The sequence below is a fragment of the Saccharopolyspora sp. NPDC050642 genome, from assembly GCF_040654735.1.
Taxonomy (GTDB): Bacteria; Actinomycetota; Actinomycetes; order Mycobacteriales; family Pseudonocardiaceae; genus Saccharopolyspora; species Saccharopolyspora elongata.
Window position 1 is genome coordinate 1 of record NZ_JBFAIN010000003.1, and the last position, 16,855, is coordinate 16,855.

19 protein-coding genes are annotated in these 16,855 nt (G+C 71.8%); 17 read left to right on the forward strand and 2 right to left on the reverse strand.

Translation table 11 applies throughout. The features are described 5' to 3' along the window. The first annotated feature begins 571 nt into the window (after window positions 1-571). Window positions 572-1,030: a MaoC family dehydratase N-terminal domain-containing protein gene (locus AB0H93_RS06740; protein ID WP_358568530.1), complete on the forward strand. Its 459-nt coding sequence runs from the start codon at window positions 572-574 to the stop codon at window positions 1,028-1,030. On the opposite strand, the gene AB0H93_RS06745 is transcribed toward AB0H93_RS06740, so the two are convergent. Next, on the reverse strand, window positions 1,031-2,368 hold the full coding sequence (locus AB0H93_RS06745) for a carboxypeptidase regulatory-like domain-containing protein (protein WP_358568533.1): 1,338 nt from the start codon (window positions 2,366-2,368) through the stop codon (window positions 1,031-1,033). A 212-nt stretch (window positions 2,369-2,580) separates the two neighbouring features. On the opposite strand from AB0H93_RS06745, the gene AB0H93_RS06750 reads away from it, so the two are divergent. From AB0H93_RS06750 to AB0H93_RS06825, 16 genes are all read left to right on the forward strand, one after another. Beyond that, on the forward strand, window positions 2,581-3,207 hold the full coding sequence (locus AB0H93_RS06750) for a TetR family transcriptional regulator (RefSeq protein WP_358568536.1): 627 nt from the start codon (window positions 2,581-2,583) through the stop codon (window positions 3,205-3,207). Window positions 3,208-3,242: 35 nt separating this feature from the next. Continuing rightward, window positions 3,243-3,875, forward strand: a complete 633-nt coding sequence (locus AB0H93_RS06755; RefSeq protein ID WP_358568539.1) for a CoA pyrophosphatase — start codon at window positions 3,243-3,245, stop codon at window positions 3,873-3,875. 58 nt (window positions 3,876-3,933) lie between these two features. Further along, entirely contained in the window at window positions 3,934-4,911 is a 978-nt protein-coding gene (locus AB0H93_RS06760) for a DUF3048 domain-containing protein (protein WP_358568542.1), read from the forward strand. Window positions 4,912-4,916: 5 nt separating this feature from the next. Continuing rightward, window positions 4,917-6,017, forward strand: coding sequence for a CapA family protein (locus AB0H93_RS06765; protein ID WP_358569494.1), 1,101 nt, complete (start codon window positions 4,917-4,919; stop codon window positions 6,015-6,017). A gap of 91 nt (window positions 6,018-6,108) precedes the next feature. Next, a complete protein-coding gene (locus AB0H93_RS06770) occupies window positions 6,109-6,561 on the forward strand; it encodes a hypothetical protein (RefSeq protein WP_132484160.1) in 453 nt (150 codons plus the stop codon). A gap of 107 nt (window positions 6,562-6,668) precedes the next feature. Further along, window positions 6,669-8,747, forward strand: a complete 2,079-nt coding sequence (locus tag AB0H93_RS06775) for a M28 family peptidase (protein WP_358568547.1) — start codon at window positions 6,669-6,671, stop codon at window positions 8,745-8,747. Window positions 8,748-8,764: 17 nt separating this feature from the next. Beyond that, window positions 8,765-8,980: a hypothetical protein gene (locus tag AB0H93_RS06780; protein WP_358568550.1), complete on the forward strand. Its 216-nt coding sequence runs from the start codon at window positions 8,765-8,767 to the stop codon at window positions 8,978-8,980. Window positions 8,981-9,019: 39 nt separating this feature from the next. Further along, window positions 9,020-9,505 carry an NUDIX domain-containing protein gene (locus AB0H93_RS06785; RefSeq protein ID WP_358568553.1) on the forward strand — a complete coding sequence of 162 codons (486 nt, stop codon included), beginning with the start codon at window positions 9,020-9,022 and terminating at the stop codon, window positions 9,503-9,505. Window positions 9,506-9,733: 228 nt separating this feature from the next. Further along, window positions 9,734-10,555 carry a CoA transferase subunit A gene (locus tag AB0H93_RS06790; protein ID WP_358568556.1) on the forward strand — a complete coding sequence of 274 codons (822 nt, stop codon included), beginning with the start codon at window positions 9,734-9,736 and terminating at the stop codon, window positions 10,553-10,555. Beyond that, the gene (locus AB0H93_RS06795; protein ID WP_358568559.1) at window positions 10,552-11,322 is read left to right on the forward strand and encodes a CoA-transferase; all 771 of its coding nucleotides are present in this window, start codon (window positions 10,552-10,554) and stop codon (window positions 11,320-11,322) included. Before AB0H93_RS06790 ends, AB0H93_RS06795 begins: the two co-directional genes overlap by 4 nt. Before the next feature lie 69 nt (window positions 11,323-11,391). Beyond that, on the forward strand, window positions 11,392-12,144 hold the full coding sequence (pcaH, locus tag AB0H93_RS06800; RefSeq protein ID WP_132484165.1) for a protocatechuate 3,4-dioxygenase subunit beta: 753 nt from the start codon (window positions 11,392-11,394) through the stop codon (window positions 12,142-12,144). Continuing rightward, on the forward strand, window positions 12,144-12,716 hold the full coding sequence (gene pcaG / locus AB0H93_RS06805; RefSeq protein ID WP_358568562.1) for a protocatechuate 3,4-dioxygenase subunit alpha: 573 nt from the start codon (window positions 12,144-12,146) through the stop codon (window positions 12,714-12,716). The genes pcaH and pcaG overlap by 1 nt, the downstream gene beginning before the upstream one ends. Beyond that, window positions 12,688-14,046, forward strand: a complete 1,359-nt coding sequence (gene pcaB / locus AB0H93_RS06810) for a 3-carboxy-cis,cis-muconate cycloisomerase (RefSeq protein ID WP_358568565.1) — start codon at window positions 12,688-12,690, stop codon at window positions 14,044-14,046. The genes pcaG and pcaB overlap by 29 nt, the downstream gene beginning before the upstream one ends. Then, on the forward strand, window positions 14,043-14,804 hold the full coding sequence (pcaD, locus tag AB0H93_RS06815; RefSeq protein WP_358568568.1) for a 3-oxoadipate enol-lactonase: 762 nt from the start codon (window positions 14,043-14,045) through the stop codon (window positions 14,802-14,804). Before pcaB ends, pcaD begins: the two co-directional genes overlap by 4 nt. Further along, window positions 14,804-15,199, forward strand: coding sequence for a 4-carboxymuconolactone decarboxylase (pcaC, locus tag AB0H93_RS06820; RefSeq protein ID WP_358568571.1), 396 nt, complete (start codon window positions 14,804-14,806; stop codon window positions 15,197-15,199). Before pcaD ends, pcaC begins: the two co-directional genes overlap by 1 nt. Before the next feature lie 15 nt (window positions 15,200-15,214). Next, a complete protein-coding gene (locus AB0H93_RS06825) occupies window positions 15,215-16,015 on the forward strand; it encodes an IclR family transcriptional regulator (RefSeq protein WP_358568574.1) in 801 nt (266 codons plus the stop codon). 10 nt (window positions 16,016-16,025) lie between these two features. On the opposite strand, the gene AB0H93_RS06830 is transcribed toward AB0H93_RS06825, so the two are convergent. Further along, window positions 16,026-16,775, reverse strand: a complete 750-nt coding sequence (locus tag AB0H93_RS06830; RefSeq protein WP_358568577.1) for an FCD domain-containing protein — start codon at window positions 16,773-16,775, stop codon at window positions 16,026-16,028. Between the last annotated feature and the right edge of the window lie 80 nt (window positions 16,776-16,855).

A 16,855-nucleotide genomic window follows, 5' to 3' on the forward strand; every position in this document is an offset into this window, starting at 1 on the left:
TGGTCGCTTGATCAGGTGAAACACCCGACCACAGGTCGCGAAAACCGAGTCATGTCAAGGGAAACGGTCACGACACGCCGAAGGCGACCTCATCCGCCACCAAAACCACCGTGCCACCATTGGCAATGCGCACCGTGTCCGGCGACCAGGGGTCGATTTCCCGCGAAATCGAGCCACCCCCACAACGGCCCGACCCCTGCGACGGATCAACCCGAAACCAAACCCCACCAGCCCCGACCAACCCGAAAACGGCCACCCCGCAACGCAAGCCGCAAACGAGCCAACCCACACCGGGCCATCCCCGCGATAGAAAGCCGCCCAGGGGCTGCGGGTCGGATGTCAAGCCTGAAACCCCGAAGGGGCGGCCGCCAGGCCGGGCTTGACCTCCGGCCCGCAGCCCCCACAATCCACCCATCGCGGGGATGGCCCCAAAACACACCAAACCTCTAAAAGCCCCAACCCCGCCCCAACCCCAACCAGAACCCCAAGCCCAACCCCGCCAAAGGCCGGAACCCCCAAACCCCCGTACGATCCCAACCACGCCCCCACCCAGCAAAGGACGCCCAAAAAGATGGCGATCGATCCAGCGGTGATCGGCAAGCCCCTCCCCGTGATCAAGGCAGAGATCGAACCGGGCCGCCTCCAACAGTTCGCGGCAGCGATAGGCGAAACGGACCCGATCTACACCGACCGATCCGCCGCCCGAGCAGCAGGCCACCCAGATCTCCCGGTACCGCCGACCTTCCTGTTCGGCCTAACCCTGCAAGGACCGGATTCCTTCGGCTTCATGGCCGATCTCGGCATCGACCTGCGCCACGTCCTGCACGGCGAGCAGGGGTTCACCTACCACTCCGTAGCCCACGCCGGCGACACCCTGGTGCTACGCCCGGTGATCACCGACGTCTACGCCAAGAAGAACGGCCAACTGGAGTTCGTGGTCCGCGAAACCGCCGTCACCCGAGACGACGGCAGCGCGGTGGCGGATCTCAAGGAGGTCCTGATCGTGCGCCACCGGCCAGCCGACGGCTGATCAGCGCGCACCGGCCATCCGGTGGTGCCGGGCTTCCGACTCGAGGACGAAGTCGTAGCCGGCGATGCGTCCCGGCCGCACCGCGACCCGGTCCACCGCCGGTCGCATGCCCGGCGCGGAGACGACCACCGTGACGTACTGCCGGGGCAGGTCGTGCACCTCGTATTCGCCCGAGTTCGAGGTCACCAGGTGCGCCAGCTGACCGCCGGTCGGGTCGGTGACGGTCACGATGGCGCCGGGCACCGGCTCGCCGCCGGCGGCCCGCACGGTGCCGGCCAGGGTGTGGTGGTGCTTGGGCCTGGGCGCCTCGATCGCCGGGTCCACCACGACTTCGCTGTCGTCCTCGTGCTCGTAGGTACCCGCGGTGGTCACCGCCTCCGGGTCCGCGGCCTTCTTCCGCTTCATGCGCAGCTGGTTGAACACCACCAGCAGGACGCCCAGCGCGCACCAGGCGGCCAGGCCGAGGACGGCGGGCACGGCTCCCACGCCGTTGAAGTACAGGACGCCGCGCATCGAGTCCACGGCCTGCCCGAGCGGCAGGAACCGGTGCAGCGACTGGAAGAACACCGGCACCAGTTCCTTCGGGATGGCGCCGCTGCTGGAGGGCATGCTCAGCAGCACGAACAGTCCCATGGCCACGCCGGGGATGAACTGCTTCACGAACGGCACGAGCCCGAACGTCGTCCACGCGACCGCCTGGGTGAGCAGGAAGCCGATAAGCATCAGGACCGGTTCGTTGTAGATCACGTCCATCGACAGCGCGGCGAAGTAGCACACCACGGACGCGAACGCGCCGACTCCGGCCAGCGCCAGCAGTTTCTGCCGGGTGGTCAGCGCGGCGCGCAGCAGCATCATCACCGTGATGTAGGGCGGGATGTTCATCGCCAGCAGGACGTAGAAGAGGCCGGTGCCCATGACGTCGCCGGGCGCGGCCGGGGCGAGGTCGACGAGCGCCAGGTGGTGGCCGCCGGCCGTGGCGATCGGGGTGAACACCTGCTGCAGCACCATCATCAGCGCCGAGCCGTTGGCCTTCGCGTAGAACAGCTGCCCGTCGGCCGGGTCGTAGGCCGCGACGGCCTGGCGCTGCAGGATCGCGTCGCGCGCGCCCTGCCCGTCGGGCACCGCGGTGACGTCGATGCCGCCGGGCATCGCCTGGGCGAAGGCGGCGTCGAGGTGCTGCGCCGCCTGGTCGCCGACCACCGCCACCGGCATGTTGTGCGGCGCCGGGGCGTGGAAGGGCAGCAGGTAGCACACCATGAATCCGACGATGAAGAACATCGGGAACCACAGCGCCGATGCCAGGGTGCGCACCAGTGAGCTCGGCTGTGCCTCGGTCAAGAAGCCTCCTCACGACGGGACGGGGGTGCGGCGCTGCACTGGTTCGGATCGCCCGGCCGAGGGCGAGAACTACCCCATTGACGGTTAGCGACCCTAACGTATTTCTGCAGTCTGTGCAAAAATGCACGGGTGCAACATCGGTTTGTCGGAGATGCCGGAACCCGGGCACTAGGCTGAGACGGCCGCCCCGACGAGAGAAACGGACGCCCCCGATGGCCAGGACGACGGCCGCGAGCAGCGCGGATGCCGAGCAGGCGTGCGGGCTGCGCGAGCGCAAGAAACGGGCGACCCGGCAGGCCCTGCAGCAGGCGGCCGTCCGGCTGTTCCTGGACCGCGGCATGGACGCGGTCACCGTCGAGGACATCTGCGCCCGCGCCGAGGTCTCCCCGCGCACCTTCTTCAACTACTTCACCGCGAAGGAAGAAGTGCTGGTGCCCTGGGATCCGGAGAGCGTCGCGAGCACCGCGCGGCGAATCCTGGCCCAGCCCGCCGAGCGCTCGCCGCTGCAGGTGGCGCACGTCGCGCTCGGCGAGGCCATCGACGCCGCGATGGCCGCGCCCATCTGGCGCGACCAGGCGCGGCTGCTGCGCGACCACCCCGAGGCGCTGCGCCGGATCGTGCTCGCCTCGCGCGCCCTGGAGGCCGCGCTCGCCGACGGCCTCGCGCAGCGGCTCGGGCGGGACCGCGCGGACCGGTACGTCCGGCTGCTGGCGGCCACCTCGATCACGGCGATGCGCAGTTCGATCCAGTCCTGGCACGAGGCCGACCCGGACACCGACCTGCACGACTTCCTGGACGAGGCCTTCGACCTGCTGGGCCGCGGCCTGCCACCCGGCTGACCGGTCCCCCCCCGCGCCCGATCGAAAGGACCGCGATGGCCGACGAACTCGCCACCCTCCCGCAGCGACCGGACGACGCACGCCGGCAGATCGCGGCCCGCCTGGCCCGGTTCCGCACCAGGCGAATCCCGTTGCAGGGCCGCCGGCCCGCAGCGGTCGCGATCACCCTGGCCAGCGACGGCGGCGAGCTGGGCGTGTGGCTGACCCGCCGGGCCGCGACGCTGCGCGCGCACGCGGGCCAGTTCGCGCTGCCGGGCGGGCGGCTCGATCCCGGCGAGGACGCACGGCAGGCCGCGCTGCGCGAACTGCGCGAGGAGCTGGGCGTGGCCGCGCGGGAGCAGGACGTGCTGGGGCGGCTCGACGACTACGCGACGCGCTCCGGTTATGTCATCGCGCCGATCGTGGTGTGGGTCGGCTCCGCGCCGGAGTTGTCGCCGAATCCGGACGAGGTCGCGCGGGTGGACCTGGTGACGCTGTCCGAGCTGGACGTCGCGCCCCGGTTCGTGGCCATCGCCGAATCCGACCGGCCGGTCATCCAGCTGCCGCTGCTGGACACCCTCGTGCACGCCCCCACCGCGGCGGTCCTGCACCAGTTCCGCGAGGTCGTGCTGCACGGCCGGGACACCCGCGTCGCCGACCTGGAGCAACCGGTCTTCGCCTGGCGCTGACCCGCTTTCGCGCCCTGCGGGCGTAGCCTGGAGCGCGGAGGGATTGCCGGGAGAAACGATGCGACGCGGGCGCACGCGCACGCTGTTCGCAGCGGCGCTGATCCTGCTCGCGGTGTTCGGCACGGCCGCCTGCGGCCTGTTCTCGACGCCGCGCGCCGGGTCCCCTGCGCCGCCGGAACAGCAGCCCGCCACCAGCGGCACCGCCCCGCCGTCCGCCGGGATCCCGCCGCCGGGCCCGCCGGTGCTCGCGGTGAAGATCGACAACGTGGCCGATGCACGGCCGCCGGTCGGCATCGGCGCCGCCGACGTGATCTACGTCGAGCCGGTCGAGGGCGGTTACAGCCGCCTGCTGGCGATCTTCGCCTCGCACCAGCCGCCGACGATCGGGCCGGTGCGCAGCGCGCGGGAGACCGACGCCGTGCTGCTCCCCCAGTTCGGCCACCCGACGCTCGCGTACTCCGGTGCTGCTCCCGAACTGCTGCCGCTCATCGCGGCGGCCCCGGTGACCGACGCCTCCGACGGGCACCAGCCCGCCGCCTACACCCGCGACGAGTCGCGCACCGCCCCGCACAACCTGTTCCTCGACCCGGCGAAGCTGCCGCCCGGCGCGCCCTGGCCGGGCCAGAACCGGATCGTCGCCGGGCCGGCTCCCGCCGGCGGCACGCCGACGGACCACTACGAGGTCACCTTCCCCTCCGCCACCGTCGGCTTCCAATGGTCCGCCGAGGAGAACCGGTGGCTGGCCTCGATGGACGGGGCGCCGTTCGCGTCGGTCGACGGCGGGCGGCTCGGCCCGCCGACGGTGGTGATCGAGCGGGTCAAGGTCCGCGAGTCGGCGATCCGTGACGCCGCGGGCAACCCGTCCCCGATCGCCGAAACGGTCGGCAGCGGCGCGGTCTCGGTGCTCCGCGACGGGCGATCGTTCGAGGGCACCTGGTCCCGGCCCGCCCCCGATGCCGCGGCCACCTACACCGGCCCGTCGGGCGAGCCGCTGCTGCCCGCGCCCGGTCAGGTCTGGATCGTGCTGACGCCGTGAGCGGAATGGAACCGATCCGGCTCTTCCTGTGCGGCGACGTGATGCCAGGTCGCGGCGTCGACCAGATCCTGCCGCACCCCGGCGATCCGGGCCTGCACGAGGCGTACCTGCACGACGCGCGCAGCTACGTCGCGGCGGCCGAGGAGCGCAACGGCCCGATCACGAAGCCCGTCGGCTTCGCCTGGCCCTGGGGCGGCGCACTGCGCGCTCTCGACGTCGCCGCGCCCGACGTGCGGGTGATCAACCTGGAATCCAGCATCACCTGCAGCGGCGAGTTCGCCCCGGGCAAGGGCGTGCACTACCGGATGAACCCGGCGAACGTGGGCTGCCTGACCGCCGGGCATCCGGACGTCTGCAGCCTCGCCAACAACCACGTCCTGGACTTCGGCCGCCGGGGGCTCGACGACACTCTCGACGCGTTGTCCGGGGCGGGTCTGCGCTGGGTGGGCGCCGGGCACGACGCGGCGGAGGCGCGCCGGCCGGCGGTGATCGGCACGCCGCGCGGCCGGGTCGTGGTCTTCGGCTACGGCGCTGCGTGCAGCGGCATCCCGGCGAGCTGGGCGGCGACCGCGAAGCGGTCGGGCGTGAACTTCCTGCCGGACCTCTCCGACCGGCGCGCCGCCGAGATCGCCGGCGAGATCCGCGAGCGGACCCGGCCCGGCGACGTCGTGGTCGTCTCGCTGCACTGGGGCACGAACTGGCAGTACCGCGTCGGGGCTGGCCAGGTCCGCTTCGCGCACCGGCTGATCGACGGCGGGGTGCACGTGGTGCACGGCCATTCCTCGCACCACCCGCGGCCGATCGAGATCTACCACAACCGGCTCGTGCTCTACGGCTGCGGCGACTTCATCGACGACTACGAGGGCATCCCGGGCTACGAGCAGTACCGCGACGATCTGCGCCTGCTGTTCTTCGCGTCGCTGGACGCGGGCGGCGAACTCGTCGACCTGCGCATGCTCCCGATGCAGGCCAGGCAGATGTGCCTGCACCCCGCGTCGGCCGCCGACGCCGACTGGCTCCGCGCCACCCTGGCCCGGATCAGCGCCGAGTTCGGCACCGATGTGGTGCTGTCGAACGGGGCGCTGCGCGCGCGGCGCCGGATGTGAAGCGGCCGCCCGGGCGCGGCGGTGGCGCAGCGCTGCGGTACCGTCCCGCATCGTCCATATAGGACTACCCCACGAAGGAGCGACCCCTGGCATGGCCCGCACCGACGCCCCGGCACGCCGCAGGCGCCGGGTCATCCGGATGGATCAGAGCGCTGCCCGGCAGCACCCGCCGCGCCGCCGCCGCGGCTACACCCTCCGGTTCGACATCGGCGGCGTCACGGGCCACCTGACCACCAACGCCTACCCGGACGGGAAGCTCGGCGAGGTCTGGGTGAGCGTGGAGCAGCAGGGCAGCCCGCTCAGCGGCTTCCTGGACAGCCTGTTCGCCGCCGTCTCGCTGGGTCTGCAGCACGGCGTGCCGCTGGAGACCTACGTGGCGAAGTACGCCGGCATGCAGTTCGAGCCGCGCGGCCCGGTGTCCGATGCGGACATCGGCTACGCCCACTCCTTCCCGGACTACGTCTTCCGCCGCCTGGCCCTGGACTACCTGGACGCCCCGACGTGCACCCGGCTCGGCATCGTCGGCGGCCCGACCGAGGAGTAACCCGGGCAAACGAGTGGTGATCGTTGTGCGGCCCGGATAGCCCTTTGTACCTTTCGTCTTGCTAACCGAATCTTGCTCGCTGCATGCCACGGCATTCAGGAGGACGGATGTCCCAGCACGCACCGCTCCGGCCCCGCAGGTGGTTGTTCGGTTCGGCGGCGTTGGCCACGGCACTCGTGGTCGGGCTCACCGCGCAGACCTCGCCGGCGACCGCGCAGGGCGGACCCGGTGACCTGCGGTCCTGGGAGCGGGCGCTGCAGCGGGAGGTCGATGCCGACAGCGCGGCGCGGATGAGCGAAGCGATGTCGACCTACCCCGGCCGGGTCGGCACCGAAGGCGCCGAGCGCAGGGCGAACTACTCGGTGGACGAGCTGACCAGGTGGGGCCTGGACGCGAGGCTGGAGAGCTACAGCGTCTACGCCTCGGTGCCGCAGCACATCGCGGTGACCATGACCGGCCCGCAGCGGCGGGAGCTGGAGGTGAAAGAACCTCCTTACCCGTGGCACGAGAACTTCGAGGACGTGGTCGTCGGCTACAACGCCTATTCGCCGGCCGGGCAAGCCACCTCGGACGTCGTCTACGTCAACTACGGCCTGCCGGACGACTACGCGCGGCTCGCCGAGATGGGCGTCGACGTCCGGGGCAAGATCGTGCTGGCCCGCTACGGGCAGAGCTTCCGCGGGGTGAAGTCGAAGGTCGCCGAAGAGCACGGCGCCGCGGGCGTGATCCTGTACTCCGACCCCGCGGACGACGGCTCCACCCGGGGCGGGGTCTACCCGGACGGGCCGTGGCGCAACGCCGACGGCATCCAGCGCGGCAGCGTGCAGTACATCTTCCAGTACCCGGGCGACCCGCTCACGCCGGGACGACCATCCACACAGGACACACCGCGCCTCGATCCGTCGGACGCGGAGAACATGACGAGCGTGCCGACCACGCCGATCTCCTACGGCCAGGCCCAGCACCTGCTGGCCGCGTTGCAAGGCCCGGAGGCGCCGGCGGAATGGCAAGGCGGCCTCGACCTGACCTACCGGGTGGGCCCCGGTCCGACCCGGGTCGACCTCGACCTGGACATCGACTACCGGCAGATCCCGGTCAACGACGTGATCGTCGAGATCCCCGGCTCGAAGCACCCGGAGCAGAAGGTGGTCCTGGGGGCGCACTACGACTCCTGGACCTACGGCACCAAGGACGACGTGTCGGGGTGGACGACGCTGATGGAAGCGGCGCGGGCGCTGGCCGAACTGCGCGACCGCGGCTGGCAACCGGAGCGGACCATCGTGCTGGCCGGCTGGGACGGCGAGGAGTACGGGCTGCTGGGCGCGACCGAATGGGTCGAACAGCACCGCGCCGACCTGCTGGAGAACGCCCTGGTGTACCTGAACATGGACGGCGCGGGCGGCGGCAAGAACTTCTCCGCAGGCTCGGTCCCCGCGCTCGACGCGGTACTGGCCGACATCGCCAAGGACGTCCGCGATCCCGAGCACGGCACGCTGTACCGGAACTGGCAGCAGGCGTCGGGCGAGCAGGTTCCGGTGCCGGACCGGCTGGGCAGCGGCTCGGACTACACGCCGTTCCTGGACCACCTCGGCATCGCCTCGGCCGAGTTCGGCACGTCGACGCCGAGCGGCGAATACCACAGCGCCTACGACGACCTGCGCATGATGCGCGAGTTCCTCGACCCCGGTTACCGGTACCACGAGGCGTCCGCCGCGTACGCGGGCACTTTCGCGTTGCGCATGGCCGGTTCTGGCATCGCGCCGATGCTCTACTCCGACTACGCGACAGCGGTCGAGGGCCATCTGCGGGACCTGGACGAGAAGCAGGCCGACGGCCAGGTCGTCGACCTCTCCCCCGCCTACGCCGCGGCGCGGGAATGGCACGCGGCGGCCAAGCGGCTGGAGAGCGAAGCGCACGGCGTCCGCGGCGAGCGCGCCGACGCCATCAACGACGCGCTGATCGCCCAGGAACGCGCGTTGACCCAGCAGGAAGGACTGCCCGGCCGGGACTGGTACAAGCACATGGTCTACGCGCCAGGCCTGTACACGGGTTACGCGGTCCAGCCGCTGTCGGCGATCGACGACGCGATCACCGGCGACGACCCTGCAACGGCCGAGAAGTACCGCGACCTGCTCGTGGATTCACTGCACAAGGCAACCGAGGCAGCACGAGGCGCCGTGCGGTAGCGGGTAGAACGGGGAGCATGCGCGCGATCGTCCTCGACACCGCAGGAGCCACACCCACCTGGCTGGAACGGCACGACCTGGCGCTGCCCGAACCGGCGGCGGCCGAGGTCGTCGTCGAGGTCGAAGCCGCCGCGCTGAACCGCGCGGACCTCGACGAGATCGCCGGGACGGCGACCCGGCGCGAGGCAGTTCGGGGCGCGGCGATCGGGGGCTTCCGGGGGCTCCTCGGCTAGGGTGATCTTTTTCCGGCTTCGTGGAAGGGACCCGCAGCGATGCCCAAGTTCACCTGGCACACCAGCGCCGTGCCCGAGGGCCTGCCGGTGCGGCAGGTGTACGGGTTCCTCTTCGTCCCGGACGGCCGGTTGCTCATCCGCCTCGACGGCAGCAAGCACTCGCTGCCCGGCGGCCGCCCGGAGCCCGGCGAGGTCGAGTACGTCGACATCCTGCGGCGGGAGACCATGGAAGAGGTCACCGTCGGCATCGGCGAGCCGCACTACCTCGGGTACCAGTGCGTGGACGACGGCATCTCGCCGTACGCCCAGGTGCGGATGGCCGCGCTGATCACCACCGTGCACCCGCCGGAGCCGGACCCGGACAGCGGCCGGACCTACCGGCGGCTGCTGGTCCACCCGGGCAAGGCCGGCGACCTCCTCTCCTGGGGCGAGACCGGCTACCTCCAGGCGACCGCCGCCGCCGAGGCAGCGGTCGGCGTCTTCGCCCTGCCCGCCGACGACCTGCCGGAGACCGGCTACCTCTGACGTGACCGCGCCGTGAGCGCGCAGCCACCTCAGGCCGCCCTGGCGGCACGCGCAGCCCCGGAACGACCGGCCGGCTGATCCCTCGTCGACACCAGGCCCCCGCATGCCCACGAACGGCCCCGGACCTGGCGAAACCGCATGCCCTTCCCTTGACCTGGTTCTGCGCGCTGCCGTAGTGTTCGCAGAAAGCACAGACGTTCACTATGCGCACAGCGAGGAGTGGTCGGGGTGGCTCGCATCCTGCAGCTCGACGAGGCCATCGCGGAGCTGGTCCACGACGGCGACACGGTGGCCCTGGAGGGCTTCACCCACCTGATCCCGGTCGCGGCCGGGCACGAGATCATCCGGCAGCGCCGCAAGGACCTGACGCTGGTCCGGATGACGCCCGACATCGTCTACGACCAGCTGATCGGGGCGGGCTGCGCGCGGAAGCTGATCTTCTCCTGGGGCGGCAACCCCGGCGTCGGCTCGCTGCACCGCTTCCGCGACGCCATCCAGAACTCCTGGCCGGTGCCGCTGGAGATCGAGGAGCACAGCCACGCCGGCATGGCCAACCGCTATGCCGCCGGCGCCTCCGGGCTGCCCTTCGCCGTGCTGCGCGGCTACGCGGGCACCGACCTGCCGGCGCAGACCGACACCATCAAGATGATCGAGTGCCCCTTCACCGGCGAGCGGCTGGCCGCCGTCCCGGCGATCAACCCGGACGTCGGCATCATCCACGCGCAGCAGGCCGACCGGGCCGGCAACGTGCAGATGTGGGGCATCACCGGGGTGCAGAAGGAGACCGTGCTGGCCTCGAAGCGCTCCCTGGTCACCGTCGAGGAGATCGTCGACGAGCTGACCCCGCGCCCCGGCGCCGTCGTGCTGCCGCAGTGGGTGGTCACCGCCGTCGCGGAGGTGCCCGGCGGCGCCGCCCCGTCCTACGCGCAGGGCTACTACGAGCGCGACAACGCCTACTACCAGCAGTGGGACCCGATCGGCCGGGACCGCGAGAAGTTCGAGAACTGGCTGGAGACCCAGGTCCTCAGCACCGAGAGGAGTGCCCGATGAGCTCCGCCGAATTCACCTCCGACGAGATGATGACCGTCGGCGCCGCCCGCTCCCTGCGCGACGGCGCGGCGTGCTTCGTCGGCATCGGCCTCCCCAGCACCGCCGCGAACCTGGCGCGCCGCACGCACGCCCCGAACCTGGTGCTGATCTACGAGTCGGGCACGCTCGGCGCCAAGCCCGACCGGCTGCCGCTGTCCATCGGCGACGGCGTGCTGGCCGACACCGCAGACTCCGTGATCGGCGTGCCGGAGATCTTCAACTACTGGCTGCAGCCCGGCCGCATCGACATCGGCTTCCTCGGCGGCGCGCAGGTGGACCGCTTCGGCAACATCAACACCACCGTGATCGGCGGCGACTACGCCAACCCGAAGGTCCGGCTGCCCGGCGCCGGTGGCGCGCCCGAGATCGCCGCGTCCTGCCGCGAGGTGCTCATCGTGATGCGGATGAGCCCGCGCAGCTTCGTGGAGAAGCTCGACTTCGTCACCTCCGTCGGCTACGGCACCGGCAAGGGCGACCGGGAGGAGCTCGGCCTGCGCGGCCGCGGCCCGGTCAAGGTGATCACCGACCTGGGCGTGCTGGAGCCGGACCCGGAGACCTGCGAGCTCACCCTCACCCAGCTCAGCCCCGGCGCGACGGTCGAGCAGGCCCGGGAAGCGGTGGGCTGGCAGCTGAAGGTCGTCGACGAGCCGACCGTGCTGCCGGCGCCGACCGAGACCGAACTGACGGTGCTGCGGGAGCTCAAGGCGACGATCGGCGGCGCGAAATGACCGACGTGCACGGCCCGGGACTGGCAGTCGTCCTGCCCGCCTGACAGCTTGGACGCAAGAGGAGCTGCGATGACCACACACGAGACCCGGTCGCCGGCCGGGCTGATCCTGCCGGAGTACGGCAGCGACGACCAGTCCCACCCGGCGCTGAACACCCCCGAGTACCGCTCGTCCGCGCTGCGCTACCCGAAGCAGCCGCTGCAGTACCTGCCCCAGTACCTCACCGAGATCACCGGGCCGCTGCTCGGGCAGGACCGCTGCGGCGAGCGCGACCACGACCTGACCGTGCAGCACGACGGCGAGCCGCTGGGCGAACGCATCATCGTCAGCGGCCGCGTGCTGGACTCCGGCGGCAAGCCCGTGCCGAACACGCTGGTGGAGATCTGGCAGGCCAACTCCGCCGGCCGCTACCGGCACCAGGGCGACCGGCACCCGGCGCCGCTGGACCCGAACTTCTCCGGCACCGGCCGGTGCATGACCGACGCCGACGGCAACTACGAGTTCATCACCATCAAGCCCGGCGCCTACCCGTGGCGCAACCACGACAACGCGTGGCGCCCGGCGCACATCCACTTCTCGCTGTTCGGGCAGGCGTTCACCCAGCGGCTGATCACCCAGATGTACTTCCCCGGCGATCCGCTGTTCCACCAGGACCCGATCTTCAACTCGGTGCGCGACGAGCAGGCCCGGGAGCGGATGATCTCCCGCTTCGACCTCGACACGACCGTGCCGGAGTGGGCGCTGAGCTACAAGTTCGACATCGTGCTGCGCGGCCCGGAGGGTTCGGTGTTCGAGGACGAGGAAGAGGAGGACGACGACTGATGGCTGCCCCCAAGCCCCCGGCCACCACGCCGTCGCAGACGGTCGGCCCGTTCTACGCCCTGCCCGGCGGCATCCTCTGGGACGGCGGCCAGGAGGTCGCCGCCGCCGAGCACCCGGGCGCGTTCGTGCTGCACGGGCGGCTCACCGACGGCAACGGCGATCCCATCCCGGACGGCGTGGTCGAGATCTGGCAGGCCGACGAGCACGGCCGGTTCGACCACCCCGACGACCCGCGCCCGGAGTCCTCGTCGTGGCAGGGCTTCGGCCGGTGCCCGACCGACGCCGACGGCGGGTTCTGGTTCCGCACCGTGAAGCCGGGCCCGCTGCCCACGCCGGACGGCGCGACCGAGGCGCCGCACCTCGACGTCACCGTGCTGGCCCGCGGCATGCTCAACCGGGTGGTCACCCGCGTCTACTTCCCGGACGAGGAGCAGGCCAACGCGGCCGACCCGGTGCTGTCTACAGTGGACCCGGCGCGCCGCGGCACGCTGGTCGCGGCGGCCGATGACCGCGGCTACCGCTTCGACATCCGGATCCAGGGCGATGGCGAAACAGTCTTCTTCGCGGTCTGACGACCTGTTCGGGCCGATGTTCGGCACGCCGGCGGCGGCCGAGCGGACCAGCGGTTCCGCCTGGTTGCAGGCGATGCTGCGCTTCGAGTCGGCGTTGGCTTCGGCGCAGGCCGAGGCCGGGGTCATCCCGGTCCCGGCCGCCGAGGAGATCGCCCGGCACTGCCGGGCCGAGCTGTTCGACGTCGGCTCGATCGCCGAGCGCGCGGTGTCGTCGGCGACGCCGGTGATCGCGCTGGTGCGGGAGCTGAGCGCGCTGGTGGGCGCCGAGGCGAAGCCCCACGTGCACCGCGGGGCGACCAGCCAGGACGTGATCGACACCGCCGCCATGCTGGTGGCGCGCGACGTCCTGGACCTGATCATCGCGGATCTGCGCGCCGCGGCGGCCGAATGCGCGAGGCTCGCCGAACGGCACCGGAACACCGTGATGATCGCCCGCTCGCTGCTGCAGCAGGCGTTGCCGACGACGTTCGGCTGCCGCTGCGCCGGCTGGCTCACCGCGCTCGACGAAGCCATCGCCGCGCTCAGCCGCATCCGGGACGAGCGGCTGGCCGTCCAGCTCGGCGGCGCCGCCGGCACGCTCGCCTCGCTCGGCGCCGACGGCGTCCGGGTCGTCGGGCTGCTCGCCGCCGAACTCCGGTTGGCCGAACCCGTCGTGCCCTGGCACACCGACCGGACCCGGGTCGCCGAACTGGCCGGGGCGCTGGGCACCGCGGCCGGGGTGCTCGGCAAGATCGCCCTGGACGTCGAGCTGCACGCGCAGACCGAGGTCGGCGAGCTCGCCGAGGGCAAGGCGGGCGGGTCCTCCGCCATGCCGCACAAGCAGAATCCGGTGTCGGCGGTGCTGATCACCGCCGCGACCCGGCGGGTGCCCGGCCTGGTGGCGACCCTGCTGTCGGCGATGCCGCAGGAGTACGAGCGCGCCGCCGGGGCCTGGCAGTCCGAGTGGGAGCCGCTGACCGAACTGCTGCGCCTGGTCGCCGCGGCGGCCGCGCAGGCCCGGCGGCTGCTGGCGGACCTGCGCGTGCACTCCGAGAAGATGGCCGCCAACCTCGCCCTCACCGGCGGTCTGGTGATGGCAGAAAGCGCGGCCGGGGCACTGATGGCCGGCCTCGGCCGCACCGAGGCGCAGGACCTCGTCGCCCGGCTGTGCCGCCGCGCGGTGCAGGAGGGCACGACGCTGCGCGCGGAACTGCTGGCCGATCCGCAGGTTCGGGCGGTGCTTTCGGAGGCCGAGGTCGTCGCGGCCACCGAACCGGCCGACTACCTCGGCTCCGCCCCCGCCTTCATCGACCGCGCCCTGGCCGCACACGCCGAATTGGAGAACCCGTGAACGTGAATTACGAGCTGACCGGACCCGACGGCGCGCCGGTCGTCGTGCTGTCCAACTCGCTGGGCACCGACCTGACGCTGTGGGACGAGCAGGTTCCCGCGCTGGCGCGGGAGTTCCAGGTGCTGCGCTACGACCAGCGCGGGCACGGCGGCACGGCGGGCAAGCCCGGGCCGTACACGCTCAAGCAGCTAGGCGGCGACGTGCTCGCGCTGCTGGACGCCCTCGGCATCCGCCGGGCCCACTTCGCCGGGGTCTCGCTGGGCGGCATGACCGGCATGTGGCTGGCCGAGCACGCGCCGGAGCGCATTGACCGGCTCGCGCTGATCTGCACCTCCGCTGACCTGGGCCCCGCGTCGATGTGGCGGGACCGTGCGGCGCTGGTGCGGGAGAAGGGCACGCAGACGATGGTCGAACCGTCGCTGCCGAGGTGGTTCACCCCGGCCCTGGCCGAGCGGGCGGACGTCGTCGAGAAGTTCGGCGGCATGCTCGCCGCGGCCGACGACGAGGGCTACGCGGGCTGCTGCGAGGCGATCGCCGACATGGACCTGCTGCCGAAGCTGGGCGAGATCACCGCGCCCACGCTGGTGATCGCGGGCGCCGAGGACGCGGCCACTCCCCCGGCGCACGCTGAGCAGATCGCCGCGGCCGTCGCGGGCGCCCGCCTGGAAGTGCTTTCCCCAGCGGCGCACCTCGCCAACGCCGAACAGCCCGAGGCCGTCAACCGGCTGCTGCTGGACCACTTCACGAGGAGCCTGTGATGCCCGACCGCCTCGACGACGAAACCCGGCGCGACCAGGGGATGCAGGTGCGCCGGCAGGTCCTCGGCGACGAGCACGTGGACCGCGCGAACGCCAAGATCACCCCGTTCACCGAGGGCTTCCAGGACTTCATCACCCGCTACGCGTGGGGCGAGCTGTGGAGCGGCGACGGCGTCGACCGGCAGACCCGCAGCATGCTGACGCTGGCGATCCTGGCGGCGGTGGGCTGCGAGGACGAGTTCGCGATGCACGTGAAGGCCGCCCGCCGCAACGGCGTTCCGCCGGAGCACATCCGGGAGGTGCTCATGCACGTCGCGATCTACGCCGGGGTGCCCCGCGCGAACAGCGCCTTCGCGATCGCCAATACGATCCTCGGCGACGAGCAGTCCGACTGAAGCAGGAGAAACGCCATGGAACCCGTGTCCGACACGAGCGGCGGTTACGTCCAGTCGCTGGCGCGCGGGCTCCTGGTGATCCGCGCGTTCAACGAGTCCAACCCGGAGATGACGCTGTCGGAGGTCGCCCGCGCGACCGACCTCTCGCGCGCGGCGGCCCGCCGGTTCCTGCACACCCTGGTGCACCTCGGTTACGTGTGGACCGACGGCCGGGTCTTCGCGCTCACCCCGCGCGTGCTGGAGCTGGGCTTCGCCTACCTGTCCAGCGTGTCGCTACCGGAGATCGCCCAGCCGCACCTGGAGCGACTGGTGGCCGAGGTGCACGAGTCGGCGTCGGTGTCGGTGCTGGACGGCCCGGACATCGTCTACGTCGCCCGCGTCCCCACCTCGCGGATCATGACGGTGTCGATCAACATCGGCACCCGGTTCCCCGCCTACGCGACCTCGATGGGCCGGGTGCTGCTCGCCGACCTCGGGCCCGCCGACCTGGACGCCTACCTGTCCGAAGTGGACCTGGAGCCGCTGGGCCCGCACACGATCACGACCCCGGCGGCGTTCGAGGAGGAACTGGCCCGCATCCGCGAGCAGGGCTGGGCGCTGGTGGACCAGGAGCTCGAAGCGGGCCTGCGCTCGATCGCGGCGCCGATCCGGGACCGGGCGAACAAGGTGGTGGCGGCGGTGAACATCTCCTCGCACGCCTCCCGCACCAGCCCGGAAGAAGCCCGCGAGAACCTCCTGCCGCCGCTGCAGGCGACGGCGGCCCGGATCAGCGCCGACCTCGCGGTCGCCCCGCAGTCCCGCGCGGTTTCGCGCTGAGGTTCCGGCTTCAGCTCAGGTCCTGGGCCCAGCCGTCGCGGTAGAAGCCGCGGATGTGGCGTTCCACGTGGTCTTCGGCCGCGGCGGCGTCGCGCGCCTCCAGCGCCTGGTGGATCAGCCGGTGGTCGTGGCGCAGCCCGTCGGCGATCGGGTACCACTTGTCGCCGAGTTCGTCGAAGGCCGCCAGCAGCGGGCGGCGCATCGACTCGCGGATCGCGATCGTCATGTCCGCGACCAGCCGGTTGCCGCCGGCCTCGGCGATCCCGACGTGGAACTCCGTGTCCAGGTCGTTGAACCGCTCGCGGTCGCAGTCGGGGTCGTCCATCTCGTCCAGCAGTTCGCGCAGTTCCTTGAGCTCCGGTGCGGTGGCGCGCTGCGCGGCGTTGCGCGCGCTCTCGCGTTCGAGCATGATCCGCGCCTGCACGACGTCGGCCACCGGGAAGTTCGCCAGCGCGACGTGCAGCCTCAGCAGCCGGGTCAGGGCCTGGCTCGGCAGCGCGGCGACCGTGGTGCCGGAGTCCGGGCCGGTGCCGACCGCCATGCGCAGCACGCCCTGGGCTTCCAGCGCGCGGAACGCCTCGCGCACCGCCGCCCGGCTCACGCCGAGCATCTGCGCCAGGTCCCGCTCGGGCGGCAGGCGGTCGCCGACGTGCAGCTGGGCGCTGACGATCTGCTCCTCGATCCGGTCGATGACCAGCTCGTAGGTGCGCGTGCGAGCCACCGGGCGCCAGTTCCCGCCCTGCTCGTCGGCCTCGGCCATCCGTTCCCCTTTACAAACGCCACCAGCGTTACCTATGGTACCGCCAGCCTTTGGTCCGACCATAGAATGGTCAACGGCAC